General features: G+C 60.9%; 15 protein-coding genes. 3 read left to right on the forward strand and 12 right to left on the reverse strand.

Going from position 1 to position 18,612, the window contains the following annotated elements; all coding sequences use genetic code 11:
* Window positions 1-31: 31 nt before the first annotated feature.
* Complete coding sequence (locus JIO00_RS02875) at window positions 32-1,306, reverse strand: Hsp70 family protein (RefSeq protein ID WP_145310282.1); 1,275 nt, start codon at window positions 1,304-1,306, stop codon at window positions 32-34.
* Between the two features lie 294 nt (window positions 1,307-1,600).
* Here JIO00_RS02875 and JIO00_RS02880 point away from each other — a divergent pair, with 294 nt between their 5' ends.
* Both JIO00_RS02880 and JIO00_RS02885 read left to right on the forward strand, forming a co-directional pair.
* Window positions 1,601-2,548, forward strand: coding sequence for a DnaJ C-terminal domain-containing protein (locus JIO00_RS02880; protein ID WP_010464109.1), 948 nt, complete (start codon window positions 1,601-1,603; stop codon window positions 2,546-2,548).
* A 23-nt stretch (window positions 2,549-2,571) separates the two neighbouring features.
* On the forward strand, window positions 2,572-2,877 hold the full coding sequence (locus JIO00_RS02885) for a chaperone modulator CbpM (RefSeq protein ID WP_077748948.1): 306 nt from the start codon (window positions 2,572-2,574) through the stop codon (window positions 2,875-2,877).
* 141 nt (window positions 2,878-3,018) lie between these two features.
* Here the strand turns inward: JIO00_RS02885 and JIO00_RS02890 are convergent, their stop codons facing one another.
* Window positions 3,019-4,146, reverse strand: coding sequence for a sensor histidine kinase (locus JIO00_RS02890; protein ID WP_200667578.1), 1,128 nt, complete (start codon window positions 4,144-4,146; stop codon window positions 3,019-3,021).
* 237 nt (window positions 4,147-4,383) lie between these two features.
* On the opposite strand from JIO00_RS02890, the gene JIO00_RS02895 reads away from it, so the two are divergent.
* A complete protein-coding gene (locus JIO00_RS02895; RefSeq protein WP_200667579.1) occupies window positions 4,384-9,669 on the forward strand; it encodes an NEL-type E3 ubiquitin ligase domain-containing protein in 5,286 nt (1,761 codons plus the stop codon).
* A 65-nt stretch (window positions 9,670-9,734) separates the two neighbouring features.
* On the opposite strand, the gene ureC is transcribed toward JIO00_RS02895, so the two are convergent.
* The 10 genes from ureC to urtB form a co-directional block, all read right to left on the reverse strand.
* Window positions 9,735-11,435 carry an urease subunit alpha gene (gene ureC, locus JIO00_RS02900; protein WP_010464104.1) on the reverse strand — a complete coding sequence of 567 codons (1,701 nt, stop codon included), beginning with the start codon at window positions 11,433-11,435 and terminating at the stop codon, window positions 9,735-9,737.
* 139 nt (window positions 11,436-11,574) lie between these two features.
* Window positions 11,575-11,880 carry an urease subunit beta gene (locus JIO00_RS02905; RefSeq protein ID WP_008146494.1) on the reverse strand — a complete coding sequence of 102 codons (306 nt, stop codon included), beginning with the start codon at window positions 11,878-11,880 and terminating at the stop codon, window positions 11,575-11,577.
* On the reverse strand, window positions 11,880-12,413 hold the full coding sequence (locus JIO00_RS02910) for a GNAT family N-acetyltransferase (RefSeq protein ID WP_010464097.1): 534 nt from the start codon (window positions 12,411-12,413) through the stop codon (window positions 11,880-11,882). The genes JIO00_RS02905 and JIO00_RS02910 overlap by 1 nt, the downstream gene beginning before the upstream one ends.
* 6 nt (window positions 12,414-12,419) lie before the next feature.
* Window positions 12,420-12,953, reverse strand: a complete 534-nt coding sequence (locus JIO00_RS02915; protein ID WP_010464096.1) for a GNAT family N-acetyltransferase — start codon at window positions 12,951-12,953, stop codon at window positions 12,420-12,422.
* Window positions 12,954-12,962: 9 nt separating this feature from the next.
* Window positions 12,963-13,265 (reverse strand): urease subunit gamma, encoded by a 303-nt coding sequence (gene ureA, locus JIO00_RS02920; protein ID WP_007907366.1) that lies wholly within the window; start codon window positions 13,263-13,265, stop codon window positions 12,963-12,965.
* Window positions 13,266-13,423: 158 nt separating this feature from the next.
* Window positions 13,424-14,263, reverse strand: coding sequence for an urease accessory protein UreD (locus tag JIO00_RS02925; RefSeq protein WP_154502845.1), 840 nt, complete (start codon window positions 14,261-14,263; stop codon window positions 13,424-13,426).
* Window positions 14,264-14,293: 30 nt separating this feature from the next.
* Window positions 14,294-14,992 carry an urea ABC transporter ATP-binding subunit UrtE gene (gene urtE, locus JIO00_RS02930; RefSeq protein WP_200667580.1) on the reverse strand — a complete coding sequence of 233 codons (699 nt, stop codon included), beginning with the start codon at window positions 14,990-14,992 and terminating at the stop codon, window positions 14,294-14,296.
* Window positions 14,993-15,098: 106 nt separating this feature from the next.
* Window positions 15,099-15,968: an urea ABC transporter ATP-binding protein UrtD gene (gene urtD, locus JIO00_RS02935; RefSeq protein WP_010464089.1), complete on the reverse strand. Its 870-nt coding sequence runs from the start codon at window positions 15,966-15,968 to the stop codon at window positions 15,099-15,101.
* The gene (urtC, locus tag JIO00_RS02940) at window positions 15,965-17,044 is read right to left on the reverse strand and encodes an urea ABC transporter permease subunit UrtC (RefSeq protein ID WP_010464088.1); all 1,080 of its coding nucleotides are present in this window, start codon (window positions 17,042-17,044) and stop codon (window positions 15,965-15,967) included. The genes urtD and urtC overlap by 4 nt, the downstream gene beginning before the upstream one ends.
* On the reverse strand, window positions 17,044-18,546 hold the full coding sequence (urtB, locus tag JIO00_RS02945) for an urea ABC transporter permease subunit UrtB (protein ID WP_010463933.1): 1,503 nt from the start codon (window positions 18,544-18,546) through the stop codon (window positions 17,044-17,046). The genes urtC and urtB overlap by 1 nt, the downstream gene beginning before the upstream one ends.
* Between the last annotated feature and the right edge of the window lie 66 nt (window positions 18,547-18,612).

Below are 18,612 nucleotides of genomic sequence, written 5' to 3' on the forward strand. Positions count from 1 at the left end.
CGTGGTAACGATCACTACCTCGGGTTGCGAATCAGTCCATCGTGCCGTAACGCTTCATCGCCTCGATCGCCAACCCGCTGCCGATGCTGCCGAAGATGTTCCCTTCCACATGCCGCGCATTCGGCAACATCGCCGACACGCTGTTGCGCAGCGCCGGAATGCCGCTCGAACCGCCCGTGAAGAACACCGTGTCGACCTGATCGACCCGCACGTTGGCGTCGTTCAGCAGTTGGGTCACGCTGTTGCGCACGCGCTCCAGCAGGTTGTCGATGGCCGACTCGAACAGTGCGCGACTCAGCTCAACGCTCAAGCCCGGCTCGATGCGGTCCAGCGGCACATGGCGGCTGTCGGCGTGGGTCAGCTGGATCTTGGTTTCTTCCACTTCCATGGCCAGCCAGTGTCCGGCGCGCTGGTCGATCAGCTTGAACAGGCGATCAATACCGCCGGTGTCTTCGATGTCGTAGCGCATGCTGCCCAGGGCCAGGGTCGACTTCTGCGAGTACACCGAGTTGATGGTGTGCCAGGTCGCCAGGTTCATGTGGTGGCTGGTGGGCATGTAGGCGCCGCTCTTCATGCGGCTGCCGTAGCCGAACAACGGCATCAGGCCTTGCAGGCTCAACTGCTTGTCGAAGTCGGTCCCGCCGATGTGCACGCCGCCGGTGGCGAGGATGTCGTCGTGACGGTTGTCGTGGGTGCGGCGCTCCGGGGACAGGCGCACCAGCGAGAAGTCGGAGGTACCACCGCCGATGTCGACGATCAGCACCAGCTCTTCCTTTTCGATGGTCGACTCGTAGTCGAATGCCGCCGCAATCGGTTCGTACTGGAACGACACATCCTTGAAGCCGATGGCGCGCGCCACGTCCACCAGGGTGTTCTCGGCCTCCTGGTCGGCCATTTCGTCGTCATCGACGAAGAACACCGGGCGGCCCAGCACCACTTCCTCGAATTCCCGACCGGCGGCCGTCTCGGCGCGCTTCTTCAACTGGCCGATAAACAGCCCGAGCAGGTCCTTGAACGGCATCGCCGTGCCGAGGACGCTGGTGTCGTGCTTGATCAGCTTGGAGCCCAGCAGGCTCTTGAGCGAGCGCATCAGCCGGCCTTCGTAGCCTTCCAGGTACTCGTGCAGCGCCAGCCGACCGTACACCGGGCGGCGTTCTTCCATGTTGAAGAACACCACCGACGGCAGGGTGATCTTGTCGTCCTCCAGCGCGATCAGCGTTTCCATGCCGGGGCGCAGCCAGCCGACGGTGGAGTTGGACGTGCCGAAGTCGATACCACAGGCACGGGCTGGAGATGCGTTTTTCATGACTTTCAGGTTCCGGTTAAAAAACGGCCGCGCAGTGTATGTCAGTGCGGCGCAGATTCGAAGGCCGACTATCCGCTAAATACACCAATGGCGCCTTGATAAGATGGCCGGATGCCCCAAACTTGTCTGCATTGAGCCTGGCAGCCATCGGACGGTCGCAAGAACCGCCCACTGCTGCCGATAAACTTCTGACGCGCTACCCGGTCACAAACTTGAGATCGGTCAACCCGGCGCCTGGAAATACGCGCAGACTACGGTGACGGCGCGATATCGATAACGGATGGTGATCCTTAGATGGACTTCAAAGACTATTACAAGATTCTCGGTGTGGAACCGACCGCGGACGATAAGACGATCAAGGCGGCTTATCGGAAACTGGCGCGCAAATACCACCCCGATGTCAGCAAGGAAAAGGACGCCGAGGCCAAGTTCAAGGACGCCTCGGAAGCTTATGAAGCGCTGAAAAGTGCCGACAAGCGCGCCGAATATGACGACTTGCGCAAATACGGCCAGCACGGCCAACCGTTCCAGGGGCCGCCGGGTTGGCAGGGCCGTGGCGGCGGTGGGTTTGGCGGTGGTCAGGACACGGGCGATTTTTCGGACTTCTTCAGTTCGATCTTCGGCAACCGTGGTCCGGGTTTTGGTGGTGGACAGTCGGGCCGCAGTGCCGGGCGCCGAGGGCAAGACGTGGAAATGGAACTACCGATTTTTCTGGAAGAAAGCCTGTCGAACGAGTCGAAGAAGGTCTCCTTCCAGGTGCCGCAGTACAACGCGGCCGGCCAGCACGTCAGCAACACCAGCAAAAGCCTGAACGTGAAAATCCCGGCCGGTGTGACCGACGGCGAGCGCATCCGCCTCAAGGGCCAGGGGGCGCCGGGCATCGGTGGCGGGGCCAACGGCGATCTGTTCCTGATCATTCGCTTTGCGCCGCACCCAAAATTCGACGTCGAAGGCGAGAACCTGATCATTACCTTGCCGCTGGCGCCCTGGGAGTTGGCGCTGGGTACCGAAGTCGCCGTGCCTACACTGACCGGCAAGATCAACCTCAAGGTCCCGGCCGGCAGCCAGAACGGCCAGCGCATGCGCGCCAAGGGGCACGGTCTGCTGAACAAGGCGGGCGAGCGTGGCTACCTGTTCGTGCAATTGAAAGCCGTGATGCCCAAGACTTCAAGCGACGAGGTCAAGGCGCTGTGGGAAGAACTGGCGAAAAAAGCCGCTTTCGACCCGAGAGAAAATTTCTGATCCAAGAGACGGAGTAGCCCATCATGAGCAACCCCCTGATCGTTCAACTGGACATGGCAGAATTCTGTGAGGCGACCGAGCTGTCGGACGTCTACGTGATCGAAATCGTCGAGCACGGCATCCTCGAACCTCAGGGCAAGCAGCCCAAGGATTGGGTTTTCAACGATTACGAGCTGGCTCTGGCCAAGCGCGCCGCCAAGCTGCGGCGCGATCTGGAGCTGGAGTGGGAAGGCGTCGCCCTGGCGCTGGACTTGCTTGAAGAGGTCCAGCAGCTGCGGGCGGAGAATCGCATGCTCAAGCAGCGGTTGGGGCGGTTGGTCGTCGAGTAGTGTTCTGCTGGTTTTGTGTCGTTTGACACGGCCCCTTCGCGAGCAGGCTCGCTCTCACATTGGATCGGGTTCTTCCAGAAGGAATACGGTCAACTGTGGGAGCGAGCCTGCTGGCGATGAACGATGACGCGGTCCGTGGTATTAAACCTTGCGCGGCAACACCACGGTAAACAGCGTGCCGTCCGCTTCGCTGGAACTGACGTCGATCGTCCCGCCGTGTGCATCGACCACTTCCTTGACGATAAACAACCCCAAACCAAGGCTGGTGGAGGGTTGGCCGAGCTGCTCGTCAGCGCTGCGCACCAGCGGATCGAAAATCGTGCCGATCGCTTCCTCGGGGATCGGAGCGCCATAGTTATGCACCGTGAGGCGAACCATGTCCGGCTCGCCCGTCAGGGTCACCGTCACGTCACGCTTGTTCAACCCATGCTGCAAGGCGTTGCCGACCAGGTTCTGCAACAGTTGACTCACTCGTCCGGCATCCCAGGCGCCTCGGGTGTCACCCTTTACGTGGACCGTCGGATCGCACTCGGGGTTACCGGCGCAGGCTTCGGCAATCGCCGCATGGGCGGCATCGGCCAGGTCCATGGGGGCCCGTTCGATCGGCAGGCTTTTACCCAGGCGACTGCGCACCAGCTCCAGCAAATCGCCGACCATCGCCGCCATGTGCCGCGCGCCGTGCTTGATGTTGACCGCGCAGGTCAGCGCATCGCCTTCAAGCTTGGCTTTGCGCAGCAGTAATTCGGTGGACATGCTCACCGCTTGCAAGGGTGCCCGCAGGTCATGCCCCAGGATCGCCAGAAAGATATCCCGCGAACGATTGACCTGCTCGGCGTAGGCCGCGGTGGATTCGGCGAGTGCTTCGTCAATGGCTTCGTTGAAACGGATCATGTCCTGGAAATAGGCAATGTCCGGAGACGCCAGGCTGTCGACCCACAAACGGATGACGCAGGCACGCAAATGACGGAATTCCGATGTCATCTGTACCAGATCAAACCCCACGGTATGCCGCAGTTCGCCATGACTGGCACCGGCCTCGTCCAGGCTCGGGGTTTTTTCCGGGCCTTCGCCCTTGGCCTTGGCCATCTGTTCACTGGAGGTTTGCGCGGTGGTCATGTCACGCGCGGCGGCCAGCAAAATGACCTTGGCGTGATCGCGCAGGGCGACCTTGTCCATGTGCTCGGCCGCCGGGGTAATGGTGCTGGCGAACTGCTCCCATTCATCGACGATACGGTCTACGTGTTGCCTGATGAAATCGGGTAGGCGCATGTCCGGTTTCCTGATGGGAATTCTGGCGCATCTTAGCCCCTTTGCTGCCCGCTAAAAACTACCATTACGCGGGGGAGCACTTTTGTACGGGGTTCGGGTGGTAATTGCCTGTTTTTTAGATTCTTAAATCGAATGCGACGTTGATGTATTCGTGATTTTGGCGTTGTTTTTTGAGCTTTTGTTTTCGTCGCCAGCCAATAATCTGGTGGTTCAATTCGTCGCATAAGGATTTGCGAAATGAGTGAACGTTCGGACAACCCGGGTCGGCCAGCCATTGCCGGGCAGGCAAGAGAAGTGAATAACAATGCGTATCGTGATTATCTGCTGGGCAAACTGCCCGCGCCGGTCAAAGACGCGCCCGCCTCACGCCTGGTTGCCTTTGCCCATTCGAAACCGGAGTTTCCTGAGTGGTATTTGAATTCAAGCGCCATTGATCGCCAGTACCTCAAGGAGTTGATCGACGAGCGCTGGCGCCTTCAGGGGCCATTGGACGAGGCGCTGAAGAATGTGCAGCAGGACATTCTTGCCTTCGCCGAGCCCTTGCTGGTCCAGGCTTTGAAAGAGCATTTGAACCTGGAGCTGGACGTCAACGCGACGCTGATTCGGCTGTACGTCCCCGCCAATCTGGCCATTGGCATCGATACCCATGCCAGTCGGCTCAGGCAATCATCATTGCTGGAAGCGGCCCTGCACAATTTCGAGGCCCCCGAAACGCAGGAGGGCGCGTTTCGCGATGGCTCGGGCATCTTCATCAGGGACGACGAAAACGAACTTCAGCGGCATACGCTGACGGTCGAAAGATTTGCCGCCCTGTGCCGCACGCTCGATATCGGTGCGCACTATCAGCGTCACATCAAGGCATTGCTGATGCCCGAAGAGGTGACGGCCAGAGCGAACGTCGTGAATCAATGCACGGCCAGTGAAAAGGCCGCGTTTCACGAATCGGCGCTGATCGCGTATCTGAAAAAAGACATCACGTCCTATGGCTACGGGAAACTCCGGCAGATTCGTGACAACGAACAAGGCATTTTGATGGGCCGTCGGCCCCTGCAATGCCACCGGCTGGCGATCATGGGGTTCAGGCTGTCCGGCATTGTGTTGTTCAGTGCAGTGGCGGACCCTTCAAAAATCAAACGGGTTTACGACGCGCTGATTCCACAGCATCAACGAACGATGCTGGAATGGTCGCGACGTCTGACACTGCTCCCGGGGCAGGAGTTTGATCAGTTCAAGTTGCTCCAGGCGTTTTTCGCCAATGGCCCCAGCGGTCTCGTTGAGGCCATGTTGCAACGGGACGATGCTTATCAACAAAGTCGTCTGGAGGGGACGCTGATTGCGTATGTCCCCGATGATCCCGACCACCCCTTCAAGGAATACGAGTCCTTCACTGACTTCATGAAGGCGCTGACGAGCCAGTTGCGCTCGCCGGGTTATCAACAGTTTTTCAGCCGTTTTGTCGCGCAAAAAGACCAGGGCAAGTTTTTTGCCCGGGTTCGCGAGCGCCTCTCGACCTTCACCTGGAAACAGCGAGAGCCGCTGGACATGGGGCCGTGGTGGCGGGAGAGCGCCGTTGAAAATGCCAACGCAGAGCCTGTCACCCATATCATTTCGGGCGATCTCTGGGCGCAAACAAGTCTATGGCGCAGGGAGAAAGCGATTGCCGATGCGCGGCACATCGCCGTGCCGACCGGCGATGAAGACGCCACCACCCGTTGGAACCGGCTGATCAGTAATCTGAACATCGGCTGGAACGTGTTCAATTTCGGCGCCATGCTGGTGCCCGGCCTGGGCGAAGCGATGCTGGCCTCCATGGTCGGGCAGATGGTCCTGGAAACCCTGGAAGGCTTCGAAGACTGGAGCAAGGGCGACAAGGAAGACGCGGCGTCCCATCTCACCGGCGTCATGATCAATTTCGCGCAGTTGGCCATTATGGGCGCCGGGCATGTCTTGCCGGCCGGTGCGGCGGCGTCGGTCAAACCATCGGCGTTTATCAACCGGTTGAAAAAGGTTGATCTGGCCAACGGCCAGACGCGCCTCTGGAAGCCGGACCTTTCACCCTACGCCCATGACATGGTGTTGCCCGCCGAGGCGAAGCCAAGCGAGCAGGGTCTGTATCGGCACAGCGAAAAGGACTTCCTCAAGCATGAAAACCAACACTTCGAAGTGATCAGCGATTCACGCACCGGCCAGCCACGCTTGCAACATCCGGCCCGGCCACAGGCTTATCAGCCGACACTGGAGCACAACGGTGGCGGCGCGTGGAAAACCGAACTCGACCGTCCCATCGAGTGGGACAAAACCACCCTCATGCGGCGCCTGGGCCCGACGGTTGAGGACTTTTCTGATAACACCCTGGAGCATATTCGTCTCGTCAGCGGCATGGAGGAGGACGAATTGCGTCGCTTGCATGTGGTCAGCGAACCGCCGCCCGCGTTGCTGACCGACACGATCGAACGCTTCCAGGCCTGGGCCGAAGTGCAAAAACTGCCCGGGCAGATAAGGCTCAACGAGGTTCCGCAAGCATTCGTCGAGCAGGTGCCCCGCTTGCTGGTTGAATGGCCCGGATGGCCTGAGCAAAAAGGCATCGAGCTGTTTGACGGCCCTGGGCATAGCGGGCGCTCGATCAAATTCGGCAACGTCGATGCTCTGCCCGCCGACACGCTGAAGATAAGTCGTGCCGAGGTTCGTTCAGGGAAACTGCCGGAGCGTGCCGTGAAGTTTGCGAACGAGGCCGACATCCACGCGCTGCTCGGGCAGGGCATTTCAACGGACGAGCAAGTCCGCATCGATGCCTTGAAAAACCTGCTGGCCGGGCGAGCAGACAGTCGCCGCGCAACTCTGTTTGACGCGCTGAGTCGCCGTTTGCAGCAAACCGACAACCCGCAGGTGCAGGTGCTTCAGGATGCGTTCAATGGGCTCCCCGCTGCGGTAGCCCGGGAACTGCTCGCCGACATCGAGCCGCAAGACCGGCTCGACATCACCGAGCCGTCGCGCATCCCCTTGCAACTCAGGGAGCGGGTAGGAGTGGCCTTGCGGGCCATACGAACCGCGCGCGCTTATGAAGGGCTCTTTCTCGACGCGGCGTTCAGTGTGGACACCGAGCGGCTGGCGTTGCACTCGATGCAGGCGCTACCCGGCTGGCCCGAAAACGTGAGGATCGAAATCCGTGAGTTTTCATTCGATGGCCCGTTGCGCGACAGCGTCGGCCCGACGGACGCCACCCACCGCAGAATCCTGGTCAGCGAGGACGGCCAATACCAGGCGCGCGATACCGATGATCTGCAATTGCACGGGGCCGATGATTTATACGCGTCGGTGTTGCATGCGTTGCCGGATGCCGAACGAAACGCGCTGGGGTATCACGTCAACCAAGGTGCCACGCTCAAGTCCGCCATTCAAAAAACGCCATTGCCACGGGAAAGGTTCAGCGCGCTTCTGGGCGATAACCCTGTACGCAAACCGGCGTATGACCCCGTCACGATGCGCCTGCGTGGCGGCATGCGCGGGGTGGCTCATGGGCTAAGTCGAATCAACGAACCCATGACGCCGCAAGAGCGGGTGCGTGTTGTCCGCCCCGGATGGACGGAGGCCGAAGCCTTGGCCTATCTGCAGATGAGTGGCAGCGAACTCAGTCTGGAGCAGAGGGCCAGCGCACTCGAAGCGGAATTCGATCGGCTCAACGCCAATTTTCAACGCTGGTTGAAATCGCCGACCGAAGCGTACAGCTTCACGCCTGCCGGCGTCGCCGAATGGCAAGTCAGAAACGCTTTATACAAAGAGATCAGGGAATGCTGGCAGCACACCGGGTTGCGCCACGTGGATTCATTCGGTCATCTGCAGGGCGTTGTGCTCGACCTGGAAAACATCCCGCTGGGGCGTCATCTGCGCACCATGCCTGCCCTGGAAGGTAATTTCGATCACGTCACGCGCCTCAATCTGACCCTGTCCGAATTGACCGACGCACACAGTTCCTTTCTCGATCATTTTCCCCGCTTGCGTTCGCTCAACGTCAACGGCAATGCGTTCTCCGCTGTTCCCGGTGCCATCCGCCGCATGCGCGCGCTGACAGAACTCAACATGCGAGGCAACCGTATTGTCCTGGATGCACAAGGTGTCGCGGACCTGCGCAACCTGACACGACTGGAGGTTCTGGACCTGTTTGGCAATCCGTTGGGGCAAGTCCCGGATATTGGCGGCATGAGAAGGTTGCATACGCTGATCCTGGCGGACACCGGCGTGCACACCTGGCCGCAGGGGCTGTTCGCACAACCGCGGTTCCGGCATTTTTTCCTGGATTTGCAGCGCAACGAAATCACCCACATTCCGGCAGTGCCCCCTGGCTCCGCTCAGGCGGAATTGCTGGCGCGCACCTTGCTGAGCCGAGAGCCGCAGTGGTTGGCCGAGGCCAATCTGCAAACGCTCAGGGACTACATCGAGTCCATCGGCATGGACCCCGATCGACCTTATCCTCCCCGTGGTGTGCGTGACAGTCTCGACTGGGAGGAGGGCATGACACGGCCGGAATGGGTGGCGAAGCAAGCGGTCTGGAACAGTGTCGAGGATGAGCGCGGATCGGTCGGTTTTTTCAACGAAATCCGCAAACTCACCGAGTCGGGGCACTTCAAGCACGACCTCGGGTTTCGGGTCGATATGACCGCCAAGGTCTGGCGCATGCTCGAGGCGATGTCGAAAAATACCGAGCTTCGGCAAAAACTCTTCACCATGAGTACGGTGCCCACAACGTGCGTCGATGCGGGCGCGCAGCTGTTCAATGCCATGGGCCTGGAGGTGCTGATTCATGAAGCCTATGAGTTGGCCAATCCTTCGCTGGTGGAGGGTGAACTGGTCACGCTGGCGCGAGGCAAGTCACGTCTGGATGAACTGAGCAGGATTGCCCGCAAAACCATTTCCGAACGCGAGGCGATGGGCGAGGAGTTCAGGCGTGTCAATGCCATGGGGGAGGTGATGGGCACGATCGATGAGGTGGAAGTTCACCTGGCGTTCATGACCGATCTTGCCGAACGGCTGGACTTGCCCTGGCAGTCTCGAAACATGCAGTTCCGAGGGATCGCGGGTGTCACCTCGGCGATGACCGACAATGCTTACCTGCGTGTGCTCGACCTTGAGGAAGGTGAGCTGCTCGGTGATTTGCTTGTCGAGCAGCCGTTCTGGTCATCCTATGTCGAGGGTGTCAACCGACGGGCTTTCAAAGTGTTCAGGCGCCGGATCGATGCCACGACAGACTTCTATATGGCCTTGGACCAGCGTGCGAACGACACAACGCTGACCCTTGAGCAAAAGGCTCGGCTGAAGGAAGCGCTCAGGGTGCTCGGCGCGGAACTGAACAAGCCGGAAAGCGACTTTGCACCGGGACGCATCATGACCGATGCGCAATACGCTGCTGAGTTGAAGACGATCGATGAAGAGCAAAAGGCGTTGCTCAAAACCTTCACCCAACAGGCGATCGACCGGGCAAAACTGCAAAGGGTAGAACTGCCCTTTGTCGTGCAGCCGGACAGCTGATTGCACCTGTTTTTCCCGGGGGGCTGGTACGCCAGGCCGCCGGGATTGTCAGGCAGACAGAACGATCAAAACAGGAAATATCGCTGAGCCATCGGCAGCACATCGGCGGGCTCGCACCACAGCAGGACACCGTCAGCCTTGACTTGATAGGTCTGCGGGTCGACATCGATGGTCGGCAGATAGTCGTTGTGGATCAAGTCGGTTTTCTGCACCTCGCGGCACCCTTTGACCACTGCGATTTTCTTCTTCAAACCCAAGGCCTCGGGAAGGCCTGCTTCTTGGGCTGCCTGGCTGATGAAGGTCAGGCTGGTGGCGTGCAACGAGCCGCCGTAGCTGGCAAACATCGGGCGGTAATGCACCGGTTGCGGCGTCGGAATGGAAGCATTGGCATCGCCCATCAGGCTGGCCGCAATGGCCCCGCCCTTGAGGATCAAGGTCGGCTTGACGCCAAAAAACGCCGGACGCCAGAGCACCAGATCCGCCCATTTACCCACTTCCACCGAGCCCACCTCATGGCTGATGCCATGGGTGATCGCCGGGTTGATCGTGTACTTGGCGATGTAGCGTTTGGCGCGGAAGTTGTCGTTGCCTTCGCCATCCCCGGGAAGCGGGCCGCGCTGCTTTTTCATCTTGTCGGCGGTCTGCCAGGTGCGCGTGATGACTTCACCGACGCGGCCCATGGCCTGGCTGTCGGAGCTGATCATCGAGAACGCGCCGAGGTCATGCAGGATGTCTTCGGCCGCGATGGTTTCGCGGCGGATGCGGCTTTCGGCGAAGGCCACGTCTTCGGCAATGCTCGGGTCCAGGTGGTGGCAGACCATCAGCATGTCGAGGTGTTCGTCAATGGTGTTGCGGGTGAACGGCCGGGTCGGGTTGGTCGAGCTCGGCAGCACGTTGGCAAAGCCGCAGGCCTTGATGATGTCCGGGGCATGACCGCCCCCCGCGCCTTCGGTGTGATAGGTGTGGATGGTGCGACCCTTGAAGGCGGCGAGGGTGGTTTCGACAAAGCCCGACTCGTTGAGGGTGTCGGTGTGGATCGCCACTTGTACGTCGTACTGGTCAGCGACGTTCAGGCAGTTGTCGATGCTCGCCGGGGTGGTGCCCCAGTCTTCGTGCAGCTTGAGGCCGATGGCGCCGGCCTTGACCTGCTCGATCAACGGCTCCGGCAGGCTTGCGTTGCCCTTGCCGGTAAAGCCAATGTTCATCGGGAATGCATCGGCAGCCTGGAGCATACGCGCCAGGTGCCACGGCCCGGACGTGCAGGTGGTGGCGTTGGTGCCGGTGGCCGGGCCGGTGCCGCCGCCGATCATGGTGGTGACGCCGCTCATCAATGCTTCTTCGATCTGTTGCGGGCAGATGAAATGGATGTGTGTGTCGATGCCGCCAGCGGTGAGGATCATGCCTTCACCGGCAATGACTTCGGTGCTGGCGCCGACCGCGATGGTCACGTCCGGCTGGATGTCCGGGTTGCCGGCCTTGCCGATGGCGGCGATGCGGCCGTCTTTGAGGCCGACGTCGGCTTTGACGATGCCCCAGTGGTCGATGATCAGCGCGTTGGTGATCAAGGTGTCGACCACTTCGGCGGCCAGTAATTGACTCTGCCCCTGGCCATCACGGATGACTTTGCCGCCGCCGAATTTCACTTCTTCGCCGTAGGTGGTGAAGTCTTTTTCCACTTCGATCCACAGCTCGGTATCGGCCAGACGGACCTTGTCACCGACGGTGGGGCCGAACATGTCGGCGTAGGCCTGACGGGAAATCTTCATTCGTTCGCCTTGAGATTCAATTGAATTTGAAATCGTTCGCTGCGCTCACTCTCGCGAGCAGGCTCGCTCCCACAGGGGAGTGCGATCAACTGTGGGAGCGAGCCTGCTCGCGATGGGGTCGGTGCAGACACCGCATTCCTTAGAGGTCACCCATGATCCTGCCGGCAAACCCGAACACCCGGCGATGCCCGGCCAGGTCCACCAGCTCGACCTCGCGACTCTGCCCCGGCTCGAAGCGCACGGCGGTGCCGGCGGGGATGTTCAGGCGCATGCCGCGACTGGCGGCGCGGTCGAAGGTCAAGGCGTCGTTGGTTTCGAAGAAGTGGTAGTGCGAGCCGACCTGGATCGGCCGGTCGCCACTGTTGGCCACTTTCAGGCTGACAGTGCGACGGCCAACGTTGAGTTCGATGTCGCCGGGCTGGATCTGGTATTCACCGGGAATCATCAGTGGGCTCCCTGAAGAATCTTGTAGTAGAGGGCGGTCGGTTTGTACTGGCCGCTCGGGTCGCAGGCGTAATCAGGGATTTGACCTGCCTTGGTGTAGCCCAGGGCCTTGTAGAAGTCTTCGGCGGGGGAGCCGGCTTCGGTGTCGAGGTAAAGCATGCCGCGTTTGTGCTGGAGCGCGGCCTGTTCCAGCGCGCTCATCAATTGTTGGCCCAGACCACGGCGGCGCGCATGTTCGCGCACCAGCAGTTTCTGCACTTCGGCACGGTTAAGGCCGTTGGCTTTCTGGCACAGGGTCAGTTGCACGCTGGCCTGCACTTGCTCGTCCTTGACCACCACCCACAGCAGTACGTTGCCCTTGTTCAGGTTGTCCTGAACCTCATCGAAATAGGCGCGGGCCTGAGTGGCGTCCAGATTGGCCATGAACCCGACACTGGCGCCATAGCCGACGGCGTCGAGCAGCAAATCAATCAAACCCTGACGATAGTGCGCAAAGCTTTCAACATTGACGCGGCGCAGTTGGGCAGCGTTCATCGGCAATTACTCCTTGTTGGCGGGCGGCGGCTCCGCGCCAGGATTGAGGGTCAGTTGCATGAAGGTCAGGTCCAGCCAGCGGCCGAACTTGGTGCCCACCTGCGGCATTTGCCCGGTGGTCACGAAACCGGCCCGTTCATGCAAACGGATGGAAGCGGCATTGCCGCTTTCGATGGCAGCGACCATGACATGTTTGTCGCAGTCTTTGGCGCGCTCGATCAGCACCGTCATCAATTGCGGGCCGAGACCGTTGCCACGCTGGTCGCTACGCACGTAGACCGAGTGCTCGACGGTGTGGCGGAAACCGTCGAACGGCCGCCAGTCACCAAATGAAGCGTAGCCCAGCACACTGTTATCGCCGTCGACGATCACCAGGATCGGATAACCCTGGGCTTGCCGGGCGCTGAACCATGCCTGACGGTTGCCCAGGTCCACGGCCTGTTCGTTCCAGATCGCCGTGGTGTTGAGCACGGCGTCGTTGTAGATGTCGCGGATCGCCGGCAGATCGGCGTGCAGCGCGTCGCGGATGTGATAGGTCATGACGCGTCCTCAGGCGATGGGTTGGTGAACGGTGACCAGTTTGGTGCCGTCGGGGAACGTCGCTTCGACCTGGATCTCCGGGATCATTTCCGGGATGCCTTCCATCACTTGTTCGCGGCTGAGCAGGGTGGTGCCGAAGTGCATCAGTTCGGCCACGGTCTGGCCGTCACGCGCGCCTTCGAGCAGCGCAGCGGAGATGTAGGCCATGGCTTCCGGGTAATTGAGTTTCACGCCGCGCGCCAAACGCCGCTCGGCCACGAGGCCTGCGGTGAAGATCAGCAGCTTGTCTTTTTCGCGTGGGGTCAGGTCCATCGTTTGGAATCCATCAAGGCAGTTAAAAAGGTCATTGGAACTGTGAATATAAACCTTGTGGGAGCGAGCCTGCTCGCGAAGGCGGCGGGCCAATCAGCATCTATGTTGAATGACACCGCGCCTTCGCGAGCAGGCTCGCTCCCACATTGGAAAGTGTTTCAGGTGCTCCATATTCTGGGTGGGACCGCTTCCCTGCCGAGCAACGCAGGTCTCAGCAACCGCCACAAATCAATCATCCAGCCCCGCGCCAACAGCGCCTCACTGGCCAGACACCGAGCCACCAGAAGCCCCGGCAATTGCGTCAGATCCCCGCGCACTTCATTGGGCAGCGAGCGACAGGTTTCCAGCAGTTCGCTATCGATCTCACCCGTGACCAGCAACGTCGCAAACACCGGCTGCCCATCCAGGCCAATCGGCGAGTCGAGCAGCCCGTCATCCCCGACAATGCGCTGGCGTTCGTGCCAGAGCAACTGGCCGTCGCGGCGGATGTCCAGTTGCGCCTGAAAATACCCGAGGTCGAAGCGCTCGCCACTGGCCGGGCGACCCAGCGCCACGACGTCCCAGTAAAACAGCCGGGCGTCGCCCTCCAGATCAATCGAGGTGCCGAGTTCGGCCTGGGCGTCGCTGAAGATAATCGTCTCTTGCGGCAGCCATTCCAGTGTTGCACCGCACGCCACTTTCAACGTCAGCTGCTGATAGGCGGGCCCCGCCGCGCGATACCATTTGGCAGCGCCCGGGCTGGTGATTTGCGCCCAGGCATCCGGGCCGACGCTGGCCGAGATGTCCAGTCGATCACCGCCTGCGATGCCGCCCGGCGGATGAACGATGATGTGCTGGCACACTTGCGGCCCTTCGGCATACAGGTGCTTCTGCACCCGCAGCGGGCCTTTATGCCGGCGCTGGACCGGGCGCGTGCTGTCGCCGAACCGGGCGTAGCCCAATTCCAGCTCGGCATGCCAGCTCGGTGTAAACAGGGCAGTGGGGAGAGGTAAGTTCATGTCTTCTAGTTATCGTCAGGACGCTTCAGATTAGATCGTAACCAGACCGCGTACACCCTCGGCTTCCATATTTTCGCCGCGACCTTGCTGCACGATCTCGCCGCGGGACATCACCAGGTACTGGTCGGCCAGTTCGGCGGCGAAATCGTAGAACTGCTCGACCAGCAGAATCGCCATGTCGCCCCGGGCCGCGAGCTTCTTGATCACCACGCCGATCTCCTTGATCACCGACGGCTGGATGCCTTCGGTGGGCTCATCGAGAATCAACAGCCGTGGACGGCTGGCCAGTGCGCGGCCAATCGCCAATTGCTGCTGTTGGCCGCCGGACAAGTCACCGCCACGCCGTTGCTTCGTTTGCAGCAATACCGGGAACAGCTCGTAGATGAAGGCCGGCACTTCCTTGGCTTCAGAACCAGGAAATCGCGAAAGGCCCATCAGCAGGTTTTCTTCCACGGTCAGGCGGCCGAAAATTTCGCGGCCCTGAGGCACATAGGCGATCCCGGCATGCACCCGCTGGTGCGGCTTGAACGTGGTGATCGGTTTGCCTTCCCAGTTCACTGCGCCTTCCTTGGCCGGCAGCAAACCCATCAGGCATTTGAGCAGGGTGGTCTTGCCCACGCCGTTGCGCCCCAGCAGGCACGTCACTTCACCGACCTTCACGTCAAACGTCAGGCCCCGCAGGATGTGGCTACCACCGTAATACTGGTGCAGCTTGTCGACTTGCAGCATCTTCAAATTCCCCTCAAATCCCCTGTAGGAGCGAGGCTTGCCCGCGAAGGGGGCCTGGAGGCCGCCAAAAGCTTCGCGGGCAAGCCTCGCTCCTACGGGAGCAAAATCATCTTCCGAGATAAACCTCGATTACACGCTCGTTTTCCTGCACCTGTTCCAGCGACCCTTCGGCCAGCACGCTGCCCTGGTGCAACACGGTGACGTGGTCGGCAATCGAGCCGACAAAACCCATGTCGTGCTCCACCACCATCAGCGAATGCTTGCCGGCCAGGCTTTTGAACAGTTCGGCGGTGAACTCGGTCTCGGCATCGGTCATGCCCGCCACCGGCTCGTCGAGCAGCAGCAGTTGCGGGTCTTGCATGAGCAGCATGCCGATCTCCAGAAACTGCTTCTGGCCGTGGGACAACAGACCCGCCGGGCGATTGACCGAGGCCGTCAGGCGAATGGTTTCCAGCACCTCGCTGATGCGATCTTTCTGTTCGCCACTGAGGCGAGCCCGCAGGCTGGCCCACACCGACTTGTCGGTTTTCTGCGCCAGCTCCAGGTTCTCAAACACGCTCAAGGCTTCGAACACCGTCGGCTTCTGGAACTTGCGGCCGATGCCGGCCTGGGCAATCTGCACTTCGCTCATCGACGTCAGGTCCAGGGTTTCACCGAACCAGGCTTTGCCGTGACTGGGGCGAGTCTTGCCGGTGATGACGTCCATCAGCGTGGTCTTGCCCGCGCCGTTGGGGCCGATGATGCAGCGCAATTCGCCGACGCCGATGTACAGGTTCAGAGCGTTGAGCGCCTTGAAACCATCGAAGCTGACGCTGATGTCTTCCAGGGTCAGGATCGTGCCGTGGCGTGTGTCCAGGCCAGGGCCGACACGTTGCCCGAGGCCGATGGCATCGCGGCTGCTGCCGGCGTCCTTGTTGGGCTCCACAGGAAAAAATGCCGGTTCGAGCATGAATTCAGCCGTCGCAGTGACTCTCATTGCTCACCTCTCTTTTTCAGCAGACCGATCACGCCTTTGGGCAGGTACAAGGTCACGACGATGAACAGAGCTCCGAGGAAGAACAGCCAGTATTCGGGGAATGCCACGGTGAACCAGCTCTTCATGCCGTTGACCACGCCAGCGCCGAGCAGCGGACCGATCAGCGTGCCGCGACCACCGAGGGCCACCCATACGGCTGCTTCAATGGAGTTGGTCGGCGACATTTCACTCGGGTTGATGATTCCGACTTGCGGCACGTACAGTGCGCCAGCCAGACCACACAGCACCGCACTTAAGACCCAGACAAACAGCTTGAAACCCCGCGGGTCGTAGCCGCAAAACATCAGGCGGTTTTCCGCATCGCGCAACGCGGTCAGCACCCGGCCGAACTTGCTCTGCGCCAGGCGCCAGCCAATAAACAGGCTCGCCACCAGCAACACCACCGTGGCGAAAAACAGCACCGCGCGCGTGCCCGGCTCGGTAATGCCAAAGCCGAGAATGGTGCGGAAGTTGGTGAAGCCGTTGTTGCCACCAAACCCGGTTTCGTTGCGGAAAAACAGCAGCATCCCGGCGAAGGTCAGGGCCTGGGTCATGATCGAGAAATACACGCCCTTGATCCGTGAACGGAAGGCGAAAAACCCGAAGACCAGCGCCAGCAACCCCGGCGCCAACACCACCAGGCACATCGACCAGAGAAAGCTGCTGGTGCCGGTCCAGTACCACGGCAGTTCGGTCCACGACAGGAAGGTCATGAACGCCGGCAAGCCATCGCCTGAGGCCTGGCGCATCAAGTACATGCCCATCGCATAGCCGCCGAGGGCGAAGAACAGGCCGTGGCCGAGGGACAACAGCCCCGCGTAACCCCAGACCAGATCGAGGGCGAGGGCGACGATGGCGTAGCAAAGGATTTTTCCCACCAGCGTCAGGGTGTAGGCCGAGACGTGGAACACACTGTCCGGCGACAACAGTGAGAGCAGTGGCAACGCCAGCAGCAGAACCAGAATCACCGCGCCAACAGCGATGGTGACTTTGGGACCGGCCTTTTGGCTGGCCGTGAGCATCAGGGGCTGGTTCATCAGTCGATCACCCGTCCTTTCAGTGCGAAGAGGCCTTGCGGACGCTTCTGGATGAACAGAATGATCAGCGCGAGGATCAGGATCTTGCCGAGCACGGCGCCGATCTGCGGTTCGAGAATCTTGTTGGCGATGCCCAGGCCGAACGCGGCCAGGACACTACCGGCCAACTGACCGACACCGCCGAGCACCACCACCAGGAACGAGTCGATGATGTAGCTCTGTCCAAGGTCCGGGCCGACGTTGCCGATCTGGCTGAGCGCTACGCCGCCGAGTCCGGCAATGCCCGAGCCGAGGCCGAACGCGAGCATGTCCACGCGCCCGGTCGGAACGCCGCAGCACGCGGCCATGTTGCGGTTCTGGGTGACGGCGCGCACGTTCAAACCCAGGCGCGTCTTGTTCAGGAGCAGCCAGGTCAGCACAACCACGAACAAGGCGAAGGCGATGATCACGATGCGGTTGTACGGCAGCACGAGGTTGGGCAGCACTTGAATCCCGCCCGAGAGCCAGGCCGGGTTGGCCACTTCGACGTTCTGCGCGCCGAACACCAAACGCACCAGCTGAATCAGCATGAGGCTGATGCCCCAGGTCGCGAGCAGGGTTTCCAGCGGGCGGCCGTAGAGGTGACGAATCACCGTACGCTCCAGCGCCATGCCGATTGCGGCAGTGACGAAAAACGCCACCGGCAACGCGATCAGCGGGTAGAACTCGATGGCTTGCGGGGCAAAGCGCTGGAACATCAGCTGCACCACGTAGGTCGAGTACGCGCCGAGCATCAGCATTTCGCCGTGGGCCATGTTGATCACGCCGAGCAGACCGAAGGTGATCGCCAGTCCCAGGGCGGCGAGCAGCAGGATCGAGCCCAGGGACATGCCGCTGAACGCTTGCCCGAGGATTTCGCCGATCAGCAGTTTACGTTTGACCTGGGCCAGGCTGGTTTCGGCAGCGGTGCGCACGTTGGCGTCTGTTTCAATGCCCGGCTCCAGCAGGCTTTCGAGGCGGGTGCGGGCCAGCGGATCGCCGGTTTCGCCGAGCAGGCGCACTGCCGCGAGGCGCACGGCCGGGTCGGTGTCGACCAGTTGCAGGTTGGCCAGCGCTAGGCTCAGGGCTGCGTGGACGGTTTCATCTTTTTCGCCGGCCAGTTGTTGGTCGAGGAATTTCAGCTGGGCCGGTTTGGCACTTTTCTGCAATTGCTGCGCGGCGGCCAGACGGATTTTGGCGTCGGCGGCGAGCAATTGGTGGCTGGCCAGCGCGGTGTCGATCAGACCCCGCAGACGATTGTTCAGGCGCAGGGTTTTGGCTTGGCCGTCGACGGTCAACTCGCCTTGTTGCAGGGCGTTGATCAGTTCGATACGGGCAGGATCGGGCTGCGCAGCCCAGGACTCCAGAAGCTTGGCTTGCTGCACGGGATTGGCGGCGACGAAGTCTTCGGCGTCGCCGGAATGCGCGGCCATCGGCAGTAAGAGCGCGAGTGCAAAGATCAAGCGGTAAAGGGCGGTGGGCATATGTAAGGCCTTGCGCGGGCTAAATGTAGGAGTGAGCCTGCTCGCGATAGCGGTCTATCAATCAAC

Origin of the sequence: Pseudomonas sp. SW-3, assembly GCF_016615645.1 — a bacterium.
Classification (GTDB): Bacteria; Pseudomonadota; Gammaproteobacteria; order Pseudomonadales; family Pseudomonadaceae; genus Aquipseudomonas; species Aquipseudomonas mandelii.